The organism is Streptomyces sp. NPDC085937 (assembly GCF_044540535.1).
GTDB lineage: Bacteria > Actinomycetota > Actinomycetes > Streptomycetales > Streptomycetaceae > Streptomyces.
This window is the reverse complement of sequence record NZ_JBITSH010000019.1, coordinates 1-19,673: the sequence shown is the minus strand read 5'-3', so window position 1 is coordinate 19,673 and position 19,673 is coordinate 1. Positions and strand designations below refer to the sequence as shown.

At 70.4% G+C, this 19,673-nt stretch carries 18 protein-coding genes and 5 tRNA genes; 10 read left to right on the top strand and 13 right to left on the bottom strand.

Annotated features, from left to right (window positions below; translation table 11 throughout):
* Positions 1–3: 3 nt before the first annotated feature.
* Positions 4–1,434 carry a 3-isopropylmalate dehydratase large subunit gene (gene leuC / locus ACIF8S_RS29860; protein ID WP_400003264.1) on the bottom strand — a complete coding sequence of 477 codons (1,431 nt, stop codon included), beginning with the start codon at positions 1,432–1,434 and terminating at the stop codon, positions 4–6.
* Between the two features lie 193 nt (positions 1,435–1,627).
* On the opposite strand from leuC, the gene ndgR reads away from it, so the two are divergent.
* Positions 1,628–2,341 (top strand): IclR family transcriptional regulator NdgR, encoded by a 714-nt coding sequence (gene ndgR, locus ACIF8S_RS29855; RefSeq protein ID WP_004924944.1) that lies wholly within the window; start codon positions 1,628–1,630, stop codon positions 2,339–2,341.
* A gap of 69 nt (positions 2,342–2,410) precedes the next feature.
* Here the strand turns inward: ndgR and ACIF8S_RS29850 are convergent, their stop codons facing one another.
* Positions 2,411–2,971: a DUF4188 domain-containing protein gene (locus ACIF8S_RS29850; RefSeq protein WP_400003382.1), complete on the bottom strand. Its 561-nt coding sequence runs from the start codon at positions 2,969–2,971 to the stop codon at positions 2,411–2,413.
* Positions 2,972–3,058: 87 nt separating this feature from the next.
* Between ACIF8S_RS29850 and ACIF8S_RS29845 the strand changes: the two genes are divergently transcribed.
* Entirely contained in the window at positions 3,059–3,703 is a 645-nt protein-coding gene (locus ACIF8S_RS29845) for a MerR family transcriptional regulator (RefSeq protein WP_400003262.1), read from the top strand.
* Positions 3,704–3,750: 47 nt separating this feature from the next.
* On the opposite strand, the gene ACIF8S_RS29840 is transcribed toward ACIF8S_RS29845, so the two are convergent.
* From ACIF8S_RS29840 to ACIF8S_RS29800, 9 genes are all read right to left on the bottom strand, one after another.
* Positions 3,751–3,823: transfer RNA gene (locus tag ACIF8S_RS29840), tRNA-Glu, on the bottom strand.
* A 27-nt stretch (positions 3,824–3,850) separates the two neighbouring features.
* A tRNA-Gln gene (locus ACIF8S_RS29835) sits at positions 3,851–3,922 on the bottom strand.
* 21 nt (positions 3,923–3,943) lie between these two features.
* A tRNA-Glu gene (locus ACIF8S_RS29830) sits at positions 3,944–4,016 on the bottom strand.
* Positions 4,017–4,078: 62 nt separating this feature from the next.
* A tRNA-Glu gene (locus ACIF8S_RS29825) sits at positions 4,079–4,151 on the bottom strand.
* Positions 4,152–4,190: 39 nt separating this feature from the next.
* Positions 4,191–4,262 (bottom strand) — tRNA-Gln (locus ACIF8S_RS29820).
* Positions 4,263–4,353: 91 nt separating this feature from the next.
* The gene (locus tag ACIF8S_RS29815) at positions 4,354–5,085 is read right to left on the bottom strand and encodes an HAD family hydrolase (protein WP_400003380.1); all 732 of its coding nucleotides are present in this window, start codon (positions 5,083–5,085) and stop codon (positions 4,354–4,356) included.
* 96 nt (positions 5,086–5,181) lie between these two features.
* On the bottom strand, positions 5,182–6,666 hold the full coding sequence (gene gltX / locus ACIF8S_RS29810; RefSeq protein ID WP_400003260.1) for a glutamate--tRNA ligase: 1,485 nt from the start codon (positions 6,664–6,666) through the stop codon (positions 5,182–5,184).
* Complete coding sequence (locus ACIF8S_RS29805; protein ID WP_349791934.1) at positions 6,659–7,435, bottom strand: fumarylacetoacetate hydrolase family protein; 777 nt, start codon at positions 7,433–7,435, stop codon at positions 6,659–6,661. The genes gltX and ACIF8S_RS29805 overlap by 8 nt, the downstream gene beginning before the upstream one ends.
* 173 nt (positions 7,436–7,608) lie before the next feature.
* Positions 7,609–7,797: a hypothetical protein gene (locus tag ACIF8S_RS29800; protein ID WP_400003399.1), complete on the bottom strand. Its 189-nt coding sequence runs from the start codon at positions 7,795–7,797 to the stop codon at positions 7,609–7,611.
* 604 nt (positions 7,798–8,401) lie between these two features.
* Between ACIF8S_RS29800 and ACIF8S_RS29795 the strand changes: the two genes are divergently transcribed.
* The 8 genes from ACIF8S_RS29795 to ACIF8S_RS29760 all read left to right on the top strand — a co-directional run bounded on the left by ACIF8S_RS29795 (position 8,402) and on the right by ACIF8S_RS29760 (position 18,987).
* Positions 8,402–12,175, top strand: coding sequence for a nitrate- and nitrite sensing domain-containing protein (locus tag ACIF8S_RS29795; RefSeq protein WP_400003258.1), 3,774 nt, complete (start codon positions 8,402–8,404; stop codon positions 12,173–12,175).
* A 9-nt stretch (positions 12,176–12,184) separates the two neighbouring features.
* Positions 12,185–12,598, top strand: a complete 414-nt coding sequence (locus ACIF8S_RS29790) for a roadblock/LC7 domain-containing protein (protein ID WP_004983056.1) — start codon at positions 12,185–12,187, stop codon at positions 12,596–12,598.
* A 111-nt stretch (positions 12,599–12,709) separates the two neighbouring features.
* Positions 12,710–13,105: a DUF742 domain-containing protein gene (locus ACIF8S_RS29785; protein ID WP_004924977.1), complete on the top strand. Its 396-nt coding sequence runs from the start codon at positions 12,710–12,712 to the stop codon at positions 13,103–13,105.
* Entirely contained in the window at positions 13,086–13,676 is a 591-nt protein-coding gene (locus tag ACIF8S_RS29780) for an ATP/GTP-binding protein (protein ID WP_145829948.1), read from the top strand. The genes ACIF8S_RS29785 and ACIF8S_RS29780 overlap by 20 nt, the downstream gene beginning before the upstream one ends.
* A gap of 376 nt (positions 13,677–14,052) precedes the next feature.
* Complete coding sequence (locus ACIF8S_RS29775; RefSeq protein ID WP_400003255.1) at positions 14,053–17,334, top strand: nitrate- and nitrite sensing domain-containing protein; 3,282 nt, start codon at positions 14,053–14,055, stop codon at positions 17,332–17,334.
* A 10-nt stretch (positions 17,335–17,344) separates the two neighbouring features.
* On the top strand, positions 17,345–17,758 hold the full coding sequence (locus ACIF8S_RS29770; RefSeq protein ID WP_004983065.1) for a roadblock/LC7 domain-containing protein: 414 nt from the start codon (positions 17,345–17,347) through the stop codon (positions 17,756–17,758).
* A 94-nt stretch (positions 17,759–17,852) separates the two neighbouring features.
* Complete coding sequence (locus tag ACIF8S_RS29765; protein WP_024888674.1) at positions 17,853–18,425, top strand: DUF742 domain-containing protein; 573 nt, start codon at positions 17,853–17,855, stop codon at positions 18,423–18,425.
* On the top strand, positions 18,406–18,987 hold the full coding sequence (locus ACIF8S_RS29760) for an ATP/GTP-binding protein (protein WP_030216560.1): 582 nt from the start codon (positions 18,406–18,408) through the stop codon (positions 18,985–18,987). The genes ACIF8S_RS29765 and ACIF8S_RS29760 overlap by 20 nt, the downstream gene beginning before the upstream one ends.
* A gap of 356 nt (positions 18,988–19,343) precedes the next feature.
* Here ACIF8S_RS29760 and ACIF8S_RS29755 read toward each other — a convergent pair whose 3' ends face one another.
* Positions 19,344–19,535, bottom strand: coding sequence for an acyl-CoA carboxylase subunit epsilon (locus ACIF8S_RS29755; RefSeq protein WP_400003253.1), 192 nt, complete (start codon positions 19,533–19,535; stop codon positions 19,344–19,346).
* 15 nt (positions 19,536–19,550) lie between these two features.
* Positions 19,551–19,673: carboxyl transferase domain-containing protein (locus ACIF8S_RS29750; RefSeq protein ID WP_400003379.1), on the bottom strand; the 123-nt coding region annotated here is incomplete at its 5' end.

Genomic DNA, 19,673 nt, shown 5'->3' with positions numbered 1-19,673 from the left:
TGATCAGACTCCAGCGGGCGTGCGGTCGTCGGCGGCGGCGAGGTCGGCCGGGGAGGCCAGGTGCCCGAGCACCGCGGTGGCGGCGGCGACCTGCGGGGACACCAGGTGCGTACGGCCGCCCTTGCCCTGCCGCCCCTCGAAGTTGCGGTTGGAGGTGGAGGCGGAGCGCTCACCGGGGGCGAGCTGGTCGGGGTTCATGCCCAGGCACATCGAGCAGCCCGCGTGCCGCCACTCGGCGCCGGCCTCCTTGAAGACCACGTCCAGGCCTTCGGAGACGGCCTGCAGACCGACCCGCGCGGAGCCGGGGACGACCAGCATCCGTACACCGTCGGCGACTTTGCGGCCCTTGATGACGTCCGCGGCGGCGCGCAGGTCCTCGATGCGGCCGTTGGTGCAGGAACCTACGAAGACGGTGTCCACGCTGATGGAGCGCAGCGTCTGGCCGGCCTCCAACCCCATGTACTCCAGCGCCTTTTCGGCGGCGAACCGCTCCGAGGCGTCCTCGTACGAGGCGGGGTCGGGGACCGACGCGGAAAGCGGGGCGCCCTGGCCGGGGTTGGTGCCCCAGGTGACGAACGGCGACAGTTCGGAGGCCTCGATGACGACCTCGGCGTCGAACTCGGCGTCGTCGTCGGACCTCAGCGTCTTCCAGTAGGCGACGGCGGCGTCCCAGTCCTCGCCCTTGGGGGCGTGCGGGCGGCCCTCGAGGTAGGCGAACGTCGTCTCGTCGGGAGCGATCATGCCCGCGCGGGCGCCGGCCTCGATCGACATGTTGCAGATGGTCATGCGGGCCTCCATCGAGAGCTTCTCGACGGCCTCGCCGCGGTACTCCAGGACGTAGCCCTGGCCGCCGCCGGTGCCGATCTTCGCGATGATCGCGAGGATCAGGTCCTTGGCCGTGACGCCCTCGGGCAGCTCGCCGTTGACCGTGATCGCCATGGTCTTGGGGCGGGCCATCGGCAGCGTCTGGGTGGCCAGGACGTGCTCGACCTGGGAGGTTCCGATGCCGAAGGCCAGTCCGCCGAAGGCGCCGTGCGTGGAGGTGTGCGAGTCGCCGCAGACCACGGTCATGCCGGGCTGGGTCAGACCCAGCTGCGGGCCGACGACGTGCACGACGCCCTGCTCGACGTCGCCCAGCGGGTGCAGCCGGACGCCGAACTCCGCGCAGTTCTTGCGCAGCGTCTCCAGCTGGACCCGGGAGACCGGGTCGGCGATGGGCTTGTCGATGTCGAGGGTGGGGGTGTTGTGGTCCTCGGTCGCGATGGTGAGGTCGAGACGGCGCACCTGGCGGCCGTTCTTACGGAGGCCGTCGAAGGCCTGGGGGCTGGTCACCTCGTGCAGCAGGTGCAGATCGATGAAGAGGAGGTCGGGCTCGCCCTCGGCGCGCCGGACGACGTGGTCGTCCCAGACCTTCTCCGCGAGTGTCCTACCCATCGCTTTCCCTCCGGCCGGCATGCAGCTCTCCGGCCCAACTAGAGATCTGTGAGACGGCGCCCGCGCCCCTGTCACCGGGCGTCCGCCGTCAGGCCCGGTGGTCCACGGGCCGCGTTGCTTCGTGCTTCAAGAGTGGCGGGTTCCACGGAAAATTGAACTTGCGTTTCACAGAGTGAGACGCAAGTATCGTTGCATGGACAACAGTAGCGGCGTCGGCGTTCTGGACAAGGCAGCACTCGTCCTGAGCGCTCTGGAGTCCGGCCCGGCCACCCTCGCGGGACTGGTCGGTGCCACCGGACTGGCACGACCCACGGCCCACCGCCTGGCCGTGGCGCTGGAGCACCACCGCATGGTGGCGCGTGACATGCAGGGGCGTTTCATTCTCGGCCCACGGCTCGCCGAACTGGCCGCGGCCGCGGGCGAGGACCGGCTGCTGGCGACGGCCGGCCCGGTGCTGACCCACCTGCGCGACGTGACGGGCGAGAGCGCCCAGCTCTACCGCCGGCAGGGCGACATGCGCATCTGCGTCGCCGCGGCGGAGCGCCTGTCCGGACTGCGGGACACGGTCCCGGTGGGTTCCACGCTCACGATGAAGGCCGGTTCGTCGGCGCAGATCCTCATGGCCTGGGAGGAGCCCGAGCGGCTGCACCGCGGCCTGCAGGGCGCCCGGTTCACGGCCACGGCCCTCTCCGGCGTACGGCGCCGCGGCTGGGCCCAGTCGATCGGCGAGCGCGAGCCGGGCGTGGCGTCCGTCTCGGCGCCGGTGCGCGGTCCGTCGAACCGCGTGGTGGCCGCCGTGTCGGTCTCCGGCCCCATCGAGCGCCTGACGCGCCACCCGGGCCGGATGCACGCCCAGGCCGTCATCGACGCCGCCGGCCGCCTCTCCGAGGCGCTGCGGCGCTCCTGACGCTCCCCCCGTCCATCACGTCCTCCGGGAACGGGTCCGCCTCAACGCCGCGGCGGACCCTCCCCCGTCTCACGCGCCGTCGGCCGTCACCGACGGCGCCGTCCTTTCCGGCCGTTCCGCCGTCGCCGGCTTCTCGGGCCGGTAGGCGAACCGGTCCTTGGCGCGCCGGCCGCGCTTCTCCAGCGGCACCTGCCCGTGCGCGGCGGCGAGTCCGAACGCCGGCATGTCGGCGTAGATCGACTCGTAGTTGCCCTGCGGCACCACGTACGTCTCGTGCCACAGCCCGACGTGCCCGCGCACCTTCCCCGCCCGCTCCTTGCGGTTGATGAACGCCCACGCGCTGTGGTGGACCGTGCCCGGGGCGTGCGCGTAGGCGTAGAGCTTCTCCTTGGACTCCCAGTACTGGACGACGTAGTACGTCCGCGGCGAGGCCGTGAGCAGGAGGTACTTCAGCAGCCCGCTGCCCGGGCTGCTGCCGAGCTCGCGCAGCATGCGCGGCATGGAGAGGAGTACGGGCAGCCAGTGGTGCACCGCCCAGAAGTGGTTGATCCGCATGCCGATCAGCAGGACGACGACGTCCCCCTCGGCCCCCGCGGTCGTGCGCTCGGCAACGGCGAACCTGCGCCCCATGACGTACTCCCGCATCCGTAGGGTGGGCTGGACGTGCTCCCAGGGGAGCACTTGGATAGTCTCGCTATCCCAAGAAAGGCGCAAGAGGTGCGGCTGGCTGAACTGAGCGAACGCAGCGGTGTGTCCACCGCGACGATCAAGTACTACCTGCGGGAAGGACTGCTGCCGTCCGGCCGCCGCGTCAACGCGACCACGGCGGAGTACGACGAGGAGCACCTGCGCCGGCTGCGGCTGGTGCGCGCCCTGATCCAGGTGGGAGGTGTCCCGGTCGCCAAGGCCCGCGAGGTGCTGAGCCACGTCGACGACGAATCCCTCGGCCGCACGATCCGGCTGGGAGCGGCGCTGTGGGCGCTGCCGCAGGACCCGGAGCCGGACGAGGAGGACCCGGACGTGGTGGCGGCCCGCGCCGAGGTGGACCGTCTGCTGGAGTCGCTGGGCTGGGAGACCTCGCGGGAGATGGCCTCCCTCTCCCCCGTGCACCGCTCGCTGGTGGTGGCGGTGGCCACCCTGCGGCGGCTCGGTTACCCGTGGGACGCGGAACTGATGGAGCCGTACGCGCGGCAGATGCACCAGGTGGCGTCCCGGCAGCTCGACTTCATGGAGACGTACGACACGCTCAAGGAACAGGTGGAGGTGGCCGTGGCCTCGGCAGTGCTGTTCGAGCCGGTGCTGAGCGCCCTGCACCGGCTGGCGCAGGAGGAGGAGTCGGCCCGGCGGTACGGCATCGAGTGACCGACAGCACGAAAGCCCCCCACCGAGGTGGAGGGCTTTCGCCGGTGTACCCCCGACCGGATTCGAACCGGCGCTACCGCCTTGAGAGGGCGGCGTGCTAGGCCGCTACACAACGGGGGCGTGGATCATGCGTTTCCGCAGATCCTGCTGGTCTACCTGGACTCGAACCAAGACTAACTGAACCAGAATCAGTCGTGCTGCCAATTACACCATAGACCAATGATGGTTTAGACCAGTCAGTACCCCCGACCGGATTCGAACCGGCGCTACCGCCTTGAGAGGGCGGCGTGCTAGGCCGCTACACAACGGGGGCCCTAGCGATCCTGCGTCGAGGTCAGCGGGAGCTACCCTGACTGTCCTCGCGGGAAGGATCTGTACCCCCGACCGGATTCGAACCGGCGCTACTGCCTTGAGAGGGCAGCGTGCTAGGCCGCTACACAACGGGGGCTTGCGGATGAGATCCGCGGGTGCAGATGAGCTCTGCGAGCTGGCCTACCTGGACTCGAACCAAGACTAACTGAACCAGAATCAGTCGTGCTGCCAATTACACCATAGGCCACTGGAACGCAAGCCCCTGAGGGGATCTTGTTCTAGTTCTGCGCTTCGGGGCTCCGGCCTTCCGGCCCGCTCCCCGCGGCGCAGGAAGAACATTACCTGAAGGTGGACGGGGCTCCAAAACGAGTATCGGCGCGCAGCAGCGACGGGAGTTCGGAGAGGGAGGCGATCCGCCGCGGACCCACGGGCGGTTCCACCGTCGCGTGGGCGTCGGCGCGGTCGATCCACACCGACAGCAGCCCGGCCTCGGCGGCACCCCGGCCGTCGATCTCCGGGTGGTCCCCGACGTACGCGACGTGCCGCGGGGGCAGCGCGAGCGCCTCGCAGGCGGCCAGGAAGGCGGCGGGCTCCGGCTTGGAGACGCCCAGCTCGGCGGCGCACAGGACGGCCTCGAAGCGGTCGTGCACCCCGAGCACGCGCAGCTTGCGGTCCTGCACGTGCAGGCTGGAGTTGGAGAGCACGGCGTGCCGGTGGCTCTCCGCGAGGGCGTCCAGCACGGGCAGCACGTCCGGGAAGAGGCTCCAGGCGGACTCGTAGTGGACCAGGTAGCGGTCGAACCAGGCGTCCGCCTCGGCGTCGGTCAGCTCGCGCCCCAGGAACGCCCGGGTGCGGTCGCGCCGCTGGGTCTCGAAGTCCACCTCGCCGGCGGCGAACCGCGCCCACTGCTGATCGGTGATCTCACGCCAGCGCGCCAGCGCCTCCTCCACGGACCCGTGTCCCGCGAGCAGCCCCTCGGTCACCAGATGGGCGCGCATGCCCTCCCGGTCCGCGGAGGTGTAGTCGAACAGCGTGTCGTCGACGTCCCAGACGACCGCTCGGATGTCCATGGCACCGACGATGTCCATGGCACCGACGGTACCCGGCAACGGCGAGGGGCGGCGCCCGTACGCATCCGGGCGCCGCCCCTCGGCGGCGGACGGCCCTCAGCCGGCGAGCTTCACCAGGGCCGCGTCGATGCGGGCCAGCGTCGTCTCCTTGCCCAGGACCTCGAGGGACTCGAAGAGAGGCAGGCCGACGGTGCGGCCGGTGACCGCGACGCGGACCGGGGCCTGGGCCTTGCCGAGCTTGAGGCCGTGGGCCTCACCGGCGGCCAGGACGGCCTCCTTCAGCGACTCGGCGGAGGTCCAGTCGGCGGCCTCCAGCTTCTCCCGCGCGGTGCGCAGCAGGGCGTCGGAGCCCTCCTTCATCGCCTTGTTCCAGGACGCCTCGTCGGAGACCGGCTCGGACAGGAACAGGAAGTCGACGTTGTCCGTGATCTCGGAGAGGACCTTGAGGCGCGTCTGCGCGTGCGGGGCGATCGCCTGCCACTTGGCCTCGTCGAAGGCCTCGGGCGCCCAGGGCGCGAACGGGGCCTTCAGCCACGGGGCGCAGCGCTCGGTGAAGTCCTTCACGTCGAGCATGCGGATGTGGTCGGCGTTGATCGCCTCGCACTTCTTCAGGTCGAAGCGCGCCGGGTTGGGGTTGACGTCGCTGACGTCGAAGGCCGCGACCATCTCCTCGACCGAGAAGACGTCCTGGTCGGCGGAGAGCGACCAGCCCAGCAGCGAGAGGTAGTTGAGCAGGCCCTCGGGCAGGAAGCCGCGCTCGCGGTAGAGGTTGAGCGAGGACTGCGGGTCGCGCTTGGAGAGCTTCTTGTTGCCCTCGCCCATCACGTACGGGAGGTGGCCGAAGGCGGGGATCTCCTTGGCGACGCCCAGCTCGATCAGCGCCCGGTACAGGGCGATCTGGCGCGGGGTGGAGGAGAGCAGGTCCTCGCCGCGCAGGACGTGGGTGATCTCCATCAGGGCGTCGTCGACCGGGTTGACCAGGGTGTACAGCGGGGCGCCGTTGGCGCGCACGATGCCGTAGTCCGGGACGTTCTCCGGCTGGTAGGTGATCTCGCCGCGGACCAGGTCGGTGAAGGTGATCGGCTCGTCGGGCATCCGGAAGCGGACGATCGGCTCGCGGCCCTGCGCCTTGTACTCCTCGACCTGCGCGGGCGCGAGCTCGCGGCAGTGGCCGTCATAGCCGGACGGCTTGCCGGCGGCGCGGGCGGCCTCGCGGCGGGTGTCCAGCTCCTCCTGGGAGCAGTAGCAGTGGTAGGCGTGGCCGGCGTCGAGGAGCTTGGCCGCGACGTCCTGGTAGATGTCCATCCGCTGCGACTGGCGGTACGGCGCATGCGGGCCGCCGACCTCGGGGCCCTCGTCCCAGTCGAAGCCCAGCCAGCGCATGGAGTCGAGCAGCTGGTTGTAGGACTCCTCGGAGTCGCGGGCCGCGTCGGTGTCCTCGATGCGGAAGACCAGGGTGCCGCCGTGGTGCTTGGCGAACGCCCAGTTGAACAGGGCGGTGCGGACCAGGCCCACGTGGGGGTTACCGGTGGGCGACGGGCAGAAACGGACGCGTACGGAGGAGCCGGATGCGCTAGCCACGCTTGACAACCTTGTTGGTGAGAGTGCCGATGCCTTCGATGGTGACGGCGACCTCGTCGCCGACGTGCAGGGGGCCGACCCCAGCCGGGGTGCCCGTGAGGATGACGTCGCCCGGGAGCAGCGTCATGGCCTCGGAGATGTTGACGATCAGGTCCTCGATGGAGTGGATCATCTCGCTGGTGCGGCCGAGCTGGCGCTGGCCGCCGTTGACCGTGAGCTGGATCGTCAGGTCGTTCGGGTCCAGTTCGGTCTCCACCCAGGGGCCGAGCGGGCAGGAGGTGTCGAAGCCCTTGGCCCGGGCCCACTGCTTCTCACGCTTCTGGACGTCGCGCGCGGTGATGTCGTTGGCGCAGGTGTAGCCGAAGATCACGTCCTTGACGCGCTCGCGCGGGACCTCGCGGCACAGCCGGCCGATGACCACGGCGAGCTCGGCCTCGTGGTGCACGTCCTGGGAGAAGGAGGGGTACTGGATCTCGTCGCCGGGGCCGATGACCGAGGTGGCGGGCTTGAAGAAGGCGAAGGGGGCGTCGGGCACCTCGTTGCCCATCTCCTTCGCGTGCTCGGCGTAGTTGCGGCCGAAGGCCACCACCTTGTTCGGGAGCACCGGGGGCAGCAGCCTGACCTTGCTCACCGGGACCTTGGTGCCGGAGAGCTCGAAGTCCGCGAACGGGATGCCCTTGATGATGTCCAGGACGAGCTCGTCCTGCTTCTCGCCCTCGACCGCGCCGAAGGCGACGTTCCCGTCGATGGAGAATCTGGCGATGCGCACGGGATGCTGGTCCCCTTGACTGAAGCGGCTGGAGTCTGACGCTCCAGGCTAACGCGCAGGGGTCCCGGCCCGACGCACCGACGAGGGGCGCCCCACCGTCCGTGGTGGGGCGCCCCTCGTGGTCGCGCGGTGCGCGTTGAGCGTTTCGCGGCCGTCGCGCGTATGGACCGGTGTCAGTGCGCGGCGTCGGCCGCGACCGGGATCTCCATGAGGACGGTGCGCTTGGGGTTGGCAGTCTGGGTGGGGAGTTCGACGGAATGCTCCCGCTGTTCCGGCGTCTGCAGTTCGTCGGCACCGCCGAGGTGCGCCAGCGTCGTGCGCCGCGGGTTGGCGATCTTGTGGAACATCGTCGTCGTCTTCACTGTTTACTTGACCCTGTCCTGTGCACGGGCGCCCGGCGGGGTCCGGAGGATCTCGCGCGGGTGCGGGTTGTCAGTTCTGCCATCCCTGTAAAGCGTCAGGCTAAACATTGAATTCCCGGCGACCCGGGTGCGGATCCCGTGATCTCGATGTGAGTTTCCTCACGAAGTGAGGAACAATTCAGGCAATGCGGACCCGTCCCGGGCTGACCGGAATCGGACATTGACCCCCTGAAGCGACCATTCCGCTCCTGATCATGCCGACTGGGACACCCGCACCGCCCCGCCGATCCGCGCCGTTTCGCCCGATATGGACAAGATCCTTTTCTACCCCCGGTGATCCGTCACTCACCGGGTGTCACGTATGTCACGGGTAAGCCCACGGGCCTTGTTGGAGATCCTGCACTGTGCTGGAATCTCACGGACCGCCGCAGGGATCGAGCCGGCGCACAGGGGGCGCGACCACGCGCCGAGTGGCGGCGAGATGGGGGACCGGCGCCGGATCATCACGACCACCACGGGGGCGTATTCAGGGCGCCCCTATGACGCCGACACCGTGCCTCGCCGTTCACGCGGAGGGGCGCCTGGTTCAGAGGTTGCGACGCTAGTGCAGGGACGTTTCAAGAGGGATGGCAGCGCTTCGGCGGAGCCGGAGCCGCAGGGCGGGACTGGCCCCAAGGCCGTCAGCTCCTCGCCCCAGCACGCCCAGAGCCAGGGTTCGACCACGCCCGGCAACGGCGGCGAGCGCCCCGGCGCGGGCGCGCCGCCCGCACCGCCGACTCCGCCGGCCGCCCCCGCCGAGTCGACCGGCCCGGGTTCGCGAATAGCCCTGCGCAACTGGCGCATCTCGACCCGTCTGGTGTCGCTGCTCGCGCTGCCGGTGGTCGCGGCCACCTCGCTCGGCGCGCTGCGTATCCAGCAGTCGATGGACGACATCCAGCAGCTCGACAACATGAAGCTGCTGACGGACATGACCAAGCAGGCCACCGAACTGGCGCACGCGCTCCAGGAGGAGCGCGACCAGTCGGCCGGTCCGCTCGCGCACGGCGGCAAGGGCACGGACTTCTCGGTCAAGGGCTACCGGGAGAAGACCGACCGCGCCAAGTCGAACTTCCTCGACAGCTCCGAGGAGATCGACGCCGCGAGCAAGGACGGCAACCTCAAGGGCGTCCGCGACAACCTGGTGCAGATCGCCGGTGACCTCGGCGAGCTCGAGAAGATCCGCAACACGGCCTTCAAGACGGAGAACAACTCGACCCAGACCGTCGAGGGCTACCACCGCCTGATCGAGAACCTGATCGACCTCTCGCAGGACATGGCGGAGGCGACCAGCAACCCCGACATGATCCAGCGCACGCGTGCCCTGGCGTCCTTCTCCTCCGCCAAGGAGTACGCGTCGGTCCAGCGCGCCGTCCTCGCCGCGGCGCTGCCCGCCAGCAACACCACCAAGGGCAAGCTGAACGAGAACGACCGGCTGTACGCGGAATCGGCCCTGACGAGCCAGAAGTCCGAGCTCCGCAGCTTCAAGAGCATCTACGGCGAGGAACTGGCCGCCGAGCTGCTGCTGCCCATCGAAGAGGGCAACCCCACGATCAAGTCGACCGACGAGTACGCAGGCCGCGCGCTGGCCTCGCAGTACGGCCTCGCGTCGGTCGGCGCGCGCTCCTACCGTGACTGGCTGGACGACAGCTCCACCAAGATCCAGCAGATGAAGAACATCGAGCACCAGCTGCTCGAGGACATGGAGCAGAAGGCCCGTGAGCTGCGCAGCGCCACCGAGCGCGACGCGATCGTCTCCGGTGCCCTGATCCTCATCGTGCTCGGTGTGTCCCTGGTCGGCGCCTTCGTCGTGGCCCGCTCCATGATCCGCTCGCTGCGCCGCCTGGAGGACACCGCCACCCGGGTCGCCCAGGAACGCCTGCCCGACCTGGTCAAGCAGCTCTCCGAGTCCGACCCGCAGGACGTCGACACGTCCGTGGAGTCGGTCGGTGTGCACTCCCGGGACGAGATCGGCCGTGTGGCCGCGGCGTTCGACGACGTGCACCGCGAGGCGGTCCGCCTCGCCGCCGAGCAGGCCCTGCTGCGGGGCAACGTCAACGCGATGTTCACCAACCTCTCGCGCCGGTCGCAGGGTCTCATCCAGCGTCAGCTGTCGCTGATCTCCGAGCTGGAGTCCCGCGAGGCCGACCCGGACCAGCTGTCCTCGCTGTTCAAGCTGGACCACCTCGCCACGCGTATGCGCCGTAACGGTGAGAACCTCCTCGTCCTCGCGGGTGAGGAGCCCGGCCGCCGGTGGACCCGTCCGGTCCCGCTGGTCGACGTGCTCCGTGCCGCCGCGTCCGAGGTGGAGCAGTACGAGCGCATCGAGCTGGCCGCGGTGCCGAGCACCGAAGTGGCCGGCCGGGTCGTCAACGACCTCGTGCACCTGCTCGCCGAGCTGCTGGAGAACGCGACCTCGTTCTCCTCCCCGCAGACCAAGGTCAAGGTCACCGGTCACGCCCTGCCCGACGGCCGGGTGCTGATCGAGATCCACGACACCGGTATCGGCCTCTCCCCCGAGGACCTCGCGGCGATCAACGAGCGGCTCGCCTCGCCGCCCACCGTGGACGTCTCCGTCTCCCGCCGCATGGGTCTGTTCGTGGTCGGCCGGCTGTCCCAGCGCCACGGCATCCGCATCCAGCTCCGCCCGTCCGACTCCGGTGGTACGACCGCGCTGGTCATGCTGCCCGTCGACGTCGCCCAGGGCGGCAAGAAGCCTCAGGGCAAGCCCGGTCAGCCCGGCGCCGGCGGTCCGGCCGCCGCGCAGGCCGCCGCCGGTGCCGCCGCGGCCCGGCGCTCCGCCGGAGCCGGTCAGTCCGGCGGCGGTGCCCTCGGCGCCGGTGCGCCCGGCGGCCGCCTCGGATCCGGACAGGGCCCGCGGGCCGCGCTGCCGGGGCGGGACGGCGGAGGCCGGCCCGGTGCCCGGGGACCGCAGGGTCCGGGCAACCAGACGCCCTCGCTGTTCGACCAGGGCGCTCCCTCCGCCCCGCCGCAGGGACGTCCCGCGCCGGCCGGCGCGGGTGCCTTCGGCGCCCAGGGTCCCGGTGCCCCGCAGGCCTCGGGCCAGGGCGGTAACCAGGGCCAGGACGCCTTCGGCGGCGCCCGGGGCCAGGTGCCCCCGCAACGGGGCAACGCCCCCGCCGAGCGCGGCCGTCGTCCCCAGCTCCCGCCGCGCGGCGGTGCCCGTCCGGAACTGCCCGGCGGTGACCAGCAGCAGCGCGTGCCCAGCTGGAGCGACGAGAACGCCCAGCCGCCGGTGCCGCGCGCCTCGATGGACGCCCCGCGCGGCCACGAGGAGCCGGACGTCTCCCGCACCGCCTCGATGCCTCGCTTCGACGACCACCAGGGTCCCGGCGCGACGGCGGAGATCCCCCGGTTCGACGAGCAGCAGCACAACCCCCCGGCTCCCGCGCACGGTCCGGCGAACGGCCAGAACCCGGGCCAGTACGCCCAGCCGGGCCCGAACGGCGCCCACGCCACGGGCCAGTTCGTCCGCGGTGACATCTTCGGTGGCGGCCAGCAGGGCCGTCCCGGCGCCCAGAACCCGTCCGCCACGGGTCAGTTCCCCGCCGTGCAGGGCTACGACAACGGTGCCGCCGGCCAGTACCAGGCTCCGGGCCAGGACAACGGCTCGACCGGCCAGTACGCCCTGCCGGACCGCGGCAACGCCGGTGACCCGTCCTCCACGGGCCAGTTCGAGCGCCCGGGGACGAACGGCCGGCCCGACGGCGGTTTCGGCGCCCCGCGCCCGCAGGCCCCGCAGGCCCCGCAGGCCCCGCAGCAGCGCCCCGAGGAGCAGCGCCAGGCGTCCGACGCCTGGGCCCTGCCGCCGGCGACCGGCCCGGGCGACGGCCGTACGCCGTTGTACGACACGCTGGAGACCAACTGGTTCCGGGGCGGCCAGGGCGGCGCCCAGGAACAGGCGGGCGGCGCGGCTCCGGCGGCGCCCCAGCACCACCAGCCCCCACAGCAGCACCAACAGCACCTGCAGCAGCCCCAGCAGTCCCCTCAGCAGCCGCAGGGCCCGACCGGCCCGCAGCGGTCCAACGCCGCCTGGCGCAGCTCGCCCAACGACGAGCTCGTCAAGCAGGCCGAACGCGTCCGCAAGCCGGCCGCGGGCGGCGTCACCACCTCCGGCCTGCCGCGCCGGGTGCCCAAGGCGAACCTCGTCCCGGGCACAGCTCAGCAGCAGTCCCACCAGAGCGGTCCTCAGGTCTCGCGCGCCCCCGATGACGTGCGCGGCCGGCTGACCAATCTCCGTCGGGGTATCGCACAGGGTCGTCAGGCCGGGACCTCACAGACCGGCAGCTTCCCGCACCCCACTCACCAGCAGGAGCGTTAGTTGAGCCCGATGAGCCAGGCGGCACAGAACCTCAACTGGTTGATCACCAACTTCGTGGACAACACCCCTGGGGTGTCCCACACCGTCGTCGTGTCCGCCGACGGTCTCCTCCTGGCGCTTTCCGAGGGCTTCCCGCGCGACCGCGCGGACCAGCTCGCGGCCGTCGCCTCGGGGCTGACCTCCCTGACGGCCGGCGCCTCGCGGATCTTCGAGGGCGGCAACGTCGCTCAGACGGTCGTCGAGATGGAGCGGGGATTCCTCTTCCTCATGTCCGTCTCCGACGGCTCGTCCCTCGCGGTGCTCGCGCACCCCGAGTGCGACATCGGCCTCGTCGGCTACGAGATGGCGCTCCTGGTCGACCGCGCGGGGGCGGTCCTCACCCCGGACCTGCGCGCCGAGCTACAGGGAAGTCTGCTCCACTGAACGGCCCCGGCACCACCCGTCTCACCAAATCACCGTCCGGCCGCCACAATTCCCCCCACCGGCCCCTTCAGACGGCTTGACTGACCGCTTGCTGTCCCGCCCGGAGGATTCATGACCCCGCCCACCGCCTCTCATGATCCGTACGCGGAGCCGTACGAGGACGAGGGCGACCAGCCGCTGGTTCGTCCGTATGCGATGACCGGCGGCCGGACCAGGCCGCGCTACCAACTGGCCATCGAGGCTCTGATCAGTACGACGGCCGATCCGGCAGCGCTCATGGGGCTCCTTCCCGAGCACCAGCGCATCTGCCATCTGTGCCGTGAGGTGAAGTCGGTCGCCGAGGTATCGGCGCTGCTCAACATGCCACTGGGTGTCGCCCGGATCCTGGTGGCCGACTTGGCGGAGGCGGGTCTCGTCGCCGTGCATCAGCCGGGCGGCGACGAGACGACCGGCGCCCCGGACGTGACACTGCTCGAAAGGGTGCTCAGTGGACTTCGCAAGCTCTAGCGGCGGGGCGGTCTCCGAAAGCCGCTCCACCACCTCGGCGAAGATCGTGGTGGCGGGTGGCTTCGGCGTGGGCAAGACCACGTTCGTCGGGGCCGTTTCGGAGATCAACCCGCTGCGCACGGAGGCCGTCATGACGTCTGCTTCGGCAGGCATCGACGACCTCACCCACACCGGGGACAAGACCACCACCACGGTGGCCATGGACTTCGGCCGCATCACCCTGGACCAGGACCTGATCCTGTACCTCTTCGGTACACCCGGCCAGGACCGCTTCTGGTTCATGTGGGACGACCTCGTCCGCGGCGCCATCGGCGCCGTCGTCCTCGTCGACACCCGCCGCCTCGCCGACTGCTTCCCCGCGGTCGACTACTTCGAGAACAGCGGACTGCCGTTCGTCGTCGCCCTCAACGGCTTCGACGGACAGCAGCCGTACCAGCCGGAGGAAGTGCGCGAGGCGCTGCAGATCGGACCGGACGCCCCGATCATCACCACGGACGCCCGCCACCGCGCGGACGCCAAGAGTGCGCTGATCACCCTGGTCGAACACGCCCTCATGGCGCGACTCAGGTAGAGCCCCGCGGAAGGCGACATACTGCGGTTGTCGTAGATGTACCGGTGCCGGCTGTGTCCTTTGACACCGCCGGCCCCGGTGTTCATAACGTTTCGGCAGAGGAATCGGGTGAGGCCGACACGCGACGCGTTCGCGCGGTACCGCTGTGCGCATGGAGGCCCCGTCATTTGGCGGTGCTCGCTCTTTATGACCGTTTTATCTGGGGCTTACCTCACTCGGAACCGTCGCCTTTCCATGTTTGGAAGAGCGCTGGTCGGCATGCTGGAATGCCTGAACTGCCCATGGGTCAAAGACGTACTCAGTAGTCGATGGCATGCCGGGCTCTGAGACATTGCGGCACGACGAAGGTGCCGACCGCCGAGAGGTTGTTGGTCGAGTGAGGCGAAGCAAGAACAGTCCCGAGCCGTCGGCCCGGGGCAACTTCACGCCGCCGCCGCGCACAGCGGCGCCCGCCCCCGTGCCCGGTCCTGAGCCGAAGGCCGCGCCCGCGTCGAGCGGGGGACGCATGTCCCCGCGGAACTGGCGGGTGACCACCAAGCTCAACGCGATCCTGCTCATACCCGTGCTGGTCGGCCTGGTCATGGGCGGCTTCCAGGTGAAGAGCTCGATCGACACCTGGAACGAGGCCCAGGACGCCGAGAACACCGCACGTCTGGTGCAGGCGTCCCTGACCTACGCCAACGCCCTCTACAACGAGCGCGACGTCAGCGCGGTGCCGCTGCTGACCGGCAAGGGCCAGGACGACGCGGACGTCACCAAGGTGCGGGCCGCGACCGACCGGGCCGCCGACGCCTTCGACGAGGCCGTGCAGAGCATGCCGGCCAAGCCCGGCCTGGAGCGCCGCCTCAAGCTCTTCCGCGATGCCGAACCCAAGCTGGCCGACCTGCGTGCCGCCGCCTACACCTCCAAGCTCAAGGGCGTGGAGACGGAGGAGGGCTACGTCGTCGTCGCCCACCCCCTGATGGAGTTCGCCAACGAACTCAGCCTCGGCGCCGGCAACGTCACCAGCTACGGCCGTACGGTCTACGCGATCTCGCTGACCAAGTCCGCGCTGTCGCTGGAGCGCTCCATCGGCATGCACCTCCTGGTGAAGCCGGGCCCGACCGACAGCCAGCTCGCCAGCCAGCGCGTGGCCTTCCTGTCGTACGCCTACCTCGAGAACATCGCTCTCGACGAGTACAAGGGCGGCGGCACCGAGGCGGACAACGCCAAGCTGGAGGAGGTCACCGCGCGCCTCCAGGCCGAAGGCGTCGCGATGTCCAAGGACGCCGCCCAGCGGGACCCGGACTACGTCCCGCCGCCCGCCAAGCCGGAGACGATGATCTCCGAGATCGGCCGCCTGTCCACCACGGACGAGTCCGCGCGCGCCGACCTCGCCGAGAAGGGCATCACCCCCGAGAACTGGTGGGCGGTGAACACCCTCAGGTTCGACGGCTACCGCGAGATCGAATCGGGTCTGGCCGACGCCGCGGTGAGTGAGGCTTCGCGGATCGCCGACGACGCGCAGCGGGACGCGCTCATCACCGGCGCCGCTGTCGTGCTCGCGCTGCTCGCCGCGTTCATCCTGGCCGGCATGGTGGCCCGCCAGATGAGCAAGTCCATGCGCCAGCTGCGCAACGCCGCCTTCGGCATCGCCGAGCAGCGCCTGCCGATGCTGGTCGACCAGCTCTCCCGTACCGACCCGGGCCGGGTGGACACCAGGGTCGCGCCGATCCCGATCACCTCCACGGACGAGATCGGCGAGGTCGCCCGCGCCTTCGACCAGGTCCACCGCGAAGCCGTCCGGCTCGCCGCCGAGCAGGCCCTGCTGCGGGGCAACATCAACGCGATCTTCACCAACCTGTCGCGCCGCAACCAGTCGCTGATCGAGGGCCAGCTGACCCTGATCACCGACCTGGAGAACAACGAGGCCGACCCGGACCAGCTGGAGAACCTCTTCCGGCTGGACCACCTCGCGACCCGTATGCGCCGCAACGGCGAGAACCTCCTGGTCCTCGCCGGCGAGGAGCCGGGCCGCCGCTGGGACCAGCCGGTCCCGCTGGTCGACGTGCTGCGCGCCGCCTCCTCCGAGGTGGAGCAGTACGAGCGCATCGAGCTGTCCGGCGTCCCGGACGCCGAGATCCACGGCCGCGCGGTCACCGACCTCGTGCACCTGCTCGCCGAGCTCCTGGAGAACGCCACGACGTTCTCCTCGCCGCAGACCAAGGTGCGCGTCACCGCGACCCGTCTGCCCGACGGCCGCGTGATGATCGAGATCCACGACAAGGGCATCGGCCTCACCGCCGAGGACTTCGCGGACATCAACCACAAGCTGGCCAACCCGCCGACCGTGGACGCCGCGATCTCGCAGCGCATGGGCCTGTTCGTGGTCGGCCGGCTGTCGGACCGGCACGGCATCCGCGTCCAGCTGCGCCCCTCGGGCGAGCAGGCCGGGACCACCTCGCTGGTCATGCTGCCGGACGCGATCACCCACGGTGGTGGCGGCGAGCAGGCGGTGGACCGCGACGAGTTCACCGTCTCGCAGATCATTCCGGAGCAGAACTACCCCGGTGAGAACTTCGGCCAAGAGCCGATGCGCACCGCCGCGGAGCTGGGTTTCGACGACAGCCGTTACGCGGAGGTCCCGGACGACATCCGCGACCTGGACCCGGTCGGCCGTTCCCTGATGCGCGAGGAGCGCCGGGCTGCCCTCGAGTCACAGCCGCAGCCGGAGCAGGGGGAGTTGACCGCCGGCAACGAGCAGCAGGACGCCGAGACGTCCGGCTACCAGGACGAGTTCGCCGCCCCACAGGGTTACGACGAGGGCCAGGGCTACGACGGCCAGGGCTACGACAACGGCTACCAGGACCAGCAGAGCGCCGGGTACGACCAGCAGGCGTACGGCGACGGACAGCAGGCCGGGTACGGCGAACAGCAGCAGCAGACGTACGGCGAGGGTTACTACGCGCCGAACGGCGGCCTGCCGCAGAACGACGGTTTCCCGTCGAACGGCGGCTACCAGAACGGCACGTACGCCGAGCCGGACCGGGGCGGTCAGGCACCCGCGGACGCCACCGGCTCCTTCCAGGGCTTCGGCGACCGGCGTCAGAACGACGACTGGCCGCAGAACGACGGCTACCGCAACGGCTACCCGGACCAGTACCCTGCTCAGACCCCGGAGGGTGAATCCGCGCAGGCCGCTGACGTACGTGAGCAGGACGGCGTAGGCTTCGACCGTCCGGGACCGGCTCCTTCCGAGGCCCACGAGCTGACCGACGCCGGACTTCCGCGTCGCGGGTCCACCGCGAGCGGCGCGGGCGGTCCGGGCGGCGCGGGCCAGGGGAACCAGGAGCCGCCGGCCACCACCCCGGAGAGCAACGGCGACAGCGGCTGGCGCTCGGCGAACGACGAGCGCTGGCAGCAGGCCTCGCAGCTCCGGAAGCCCAAGGCAGGCGGAGTGACCTCCTCCGGTCTGCCGCGGAGGGTCCCGAAGGCCAACCTGGTCCAGGGAGCCGCCGAAACCACCCCCCAGGGAGGCCCGCAGGTCTCCCGCGCCCCGGAGGACGTCCGGGGCAGGCTGAGCAACCTGCGGCGCGGTGTCCAACGGGGCCGCACGGCAGGCAGTGAAACGAACGGCCAGGGCTTCGGTCCTGACAGCACCTACAACCAGGAGCGTTAGTGTGAGCCCGATGAGCCAGGCGGCACAGAACCTGAACTGGTTGATCACCAACTTCGTGGACAACACCCCGGGGGTGTCCCACACGGTGGTGGTCTCCGCCGACGGACTCCTTCTGGCGATGTCCGAAGGCTTTCCCCGCGACCGCGCCGATCAGCTCGCGGCCGTCGCCTCCGGTCTGACGTCTCTGACGGCAGGCGCCTCCCGCATCTTCGAGGGCGGCAGCGTGAACCAGACGGTTGTGGAGATGGAGCGGGGATTCCTCTTCATCATGTCCATTTCCGACGGTTCGTCCCTCGCCGTTCTCGCACATCCCGAGGCGGACATCGGTCTCATTGGTTACGAGATGGCCCTTCTGGTCGACCGAGCGGGTACGGTCCTCACGCCGGACCTTCGAGCGGAGCTCCAGGGGAGCCTTCTCAACTGACAAGCGGACGGTGCGTGATGGCGTCCCGGGGCCGTAAGGTTTCGGGACGCGGCTCCACAGTGACGGGTGCCAGGCACAGTCGGAGGAGGAGAAAGTGGCAACACCCCCAGACGGTTCATCAGCGGGTAACTGGTCGTACGGCCCTGCCCAGGGTCAGAACGACGGTTCCCAGAACCGGTACGGTTACCCCTCCGCGCCACAGCACCGGCAGCCGTACGCGCCACAGGGCCCCGGCCCTTCGCCGTACGACCAGCCGCAGGCTCCGCGCATCCAGCCCGTGCAGCCGCAGCGCCGGGCACCCGAGCCGACGCCCGCCGGGGCGTCGAACAATCCCCTGGTGCGCCCGTACGCCATGACGGGCGGTCGTACCAGGCCGCGGTACCAGCTCGCCATCGAGGCGCTGGTGCACACCACCGCGCAGCCGCACCAGATGCAGGGCCAGCTGCCCGAGCATCAGCGGATCTGCAACCTCTGCCGGGAAATCAAGTCGGTGGCCGAGATCTCGGCCCTGCTGACCATCCCTCTCGGCGTGGCCAGGATCCTCGTCGCCGACTTGGCGGAGGCGGGACTGGTCGCCATCCATCAGCCCGGCGGCGACGAGAGCGCCGGCGGCCAGCCAGACGTGACACTGCTCGAAAGGGTGCTCAGTGGACTTCGCAAGCTCTAGCGGCGGTCCTTCCCGCTCCACCACCTCGGCGAAGATCGTGGTGGCGGGTGGCTTCGGCGTGGGCAAGACCACGTTCGTCGGGGCCGTTTCGGAGATCAACCCGCTGCGCACGGAGGCCGTCATGACGTCTGCTTCGGCAGGCATCGACGACCTCACCCACACCGGGGACAAGACCACCACCACGGTGGCCATGGACTTCGGCCGCATCACCCTGGACCAGGACCTGATCCTGTACCTCTTCGGTACACCCGGCCAGGACCGTTTCTGGTTCATGTGGGACGACCTCGTCCGCGGCGCCATCGGCGCGATCGTGCTGGTCGACACGCGGCGTCTGGCCGACTGCTTCCCGGCGGTCGACTACTTCGAGAACTCCGGTCTGCCGTTCGTCATCGCTCTCAACGGCTTCGACGGACAGCAGCCGTACCAGCCGGACGAGGTGCGGGAGGCGCTGCAGATCGGGCCTGACACCCCGATCATCACGACGGACGCGCGGCATCGGGCCGATGCGAAGTCCGCGCTGATCACGCTCGTGGAGCACGCCCTGATGGCCCGCCTGCGCTAGCCCTCCCCCACTCACACCAGCCCCCCACGGCGCGCTGCCGCGGGGGGCTGTTGCGTGCGGTCGTCCGGGGTGCCGGGGACTGTTGTATGCCGGGTGCGGGTCGCATGGGGCTGGTCGCGCAGTTCCCCGCGCCCCTTTGGGGCGCCCCGCCTGCGGGCAGTCGTGCCGGTGAGGCGGCACGGGTGGGCGCAGGCGGTGCCTCGCAGCGCCGGGTCGCGCGGCGGGCCTTGCGGCCACCGGGGTGCCGGGACCTCTCGCACGCCGGGTGCGGGTCGCATGGGGCTGGTCGCGCAGTTCCCCGCGCCCCTTTGGGGGTTGCAGAAGGGCCCCTCCCGGGTGGGGAGGGGCCCTTCTGGCTAGCGCCAGCTGTGGGGGGCTCGGAAGCCTGGTTCGCGTTCCAGGCGGCGCCAGCCCGCCCGGGGCCGGCCCCGGTGGGCCGGCTCGGCCGGCGGCGGGGTGACCGCACGGGCCATGAGGATCGCCGCGATCGCGGCGACCTCCTCCGGCTCGGCGTGCCCCTTCTCGACGCGGATGTCAGGTGTCGTCATCGTCTGTTCTCCCAGTTACTGGGGCGGGTTGCCGTGCTTGCGCGACGGCAGGTCGGCGTGCTTGGTCTGCAGCATCGCCAGCGAACGGATCAGCACCTCGCGGGTCTCGGCCGGGTCGATCACGTCGTCGACCAGACC

Coding starts and splice junctions, on each gene's coding strand:
- leuC (WP_400003264.1), bottom strand. CDS start 1,434: ATGGGTAGGACACTCGCGGAGAAGGTCTGGGACGACCACGTCGTCCGG.
- ndgR (WP_004924944.1), top strand. CDS start 1,628: ATGGACAACAGTAGCGGCGTCGGCGTTCTGGACAAGGCAGCACTCGTC.
- ACIF8S_RS29850 (WP_400003382.1), bottom strand. CDS start 2,971: ATGGGGCGCAGGTTCGCCGTTGCCGAGCGCACGACCGCGGGGGCCGAG.
- ACIF8S_RS29815 (WP_400003380.1), bottom strand. CDS start 5,085: ATGGACATCCGAGCGGTCGTCTGGGACGTCGACGACACGCTGTTCGAC.
- ACIF8S_RS29790 (WP_004983056.1), top strand. CDS start 12,185: ATGAGCCAGGCGGCACAGAACCTCAACTGGTTGATCACCAACTTCGTG.
- ACIF8S_RS29785 (WP_004924977.1), top strand. CDS start 12,710: ATGACCCCGCCCACCGCCTCTCATGATCCGTACGCGGAGCCGTACGAG.
- ACIF8S_RS29770 (WP_004983065.1), top strand. CDS start 17,345: ATGAGCCAGGCGGCACAGAACCTGAACTGGTTGATCACCAACTTCGTG.
- ACIF8S_RS29755 (WP_400003253.1), bottom strand. CDS start 19,535: ATGACGACACCTGACATCCGCGTCGAGAAGGGGCACGCCGAGCCGGAG.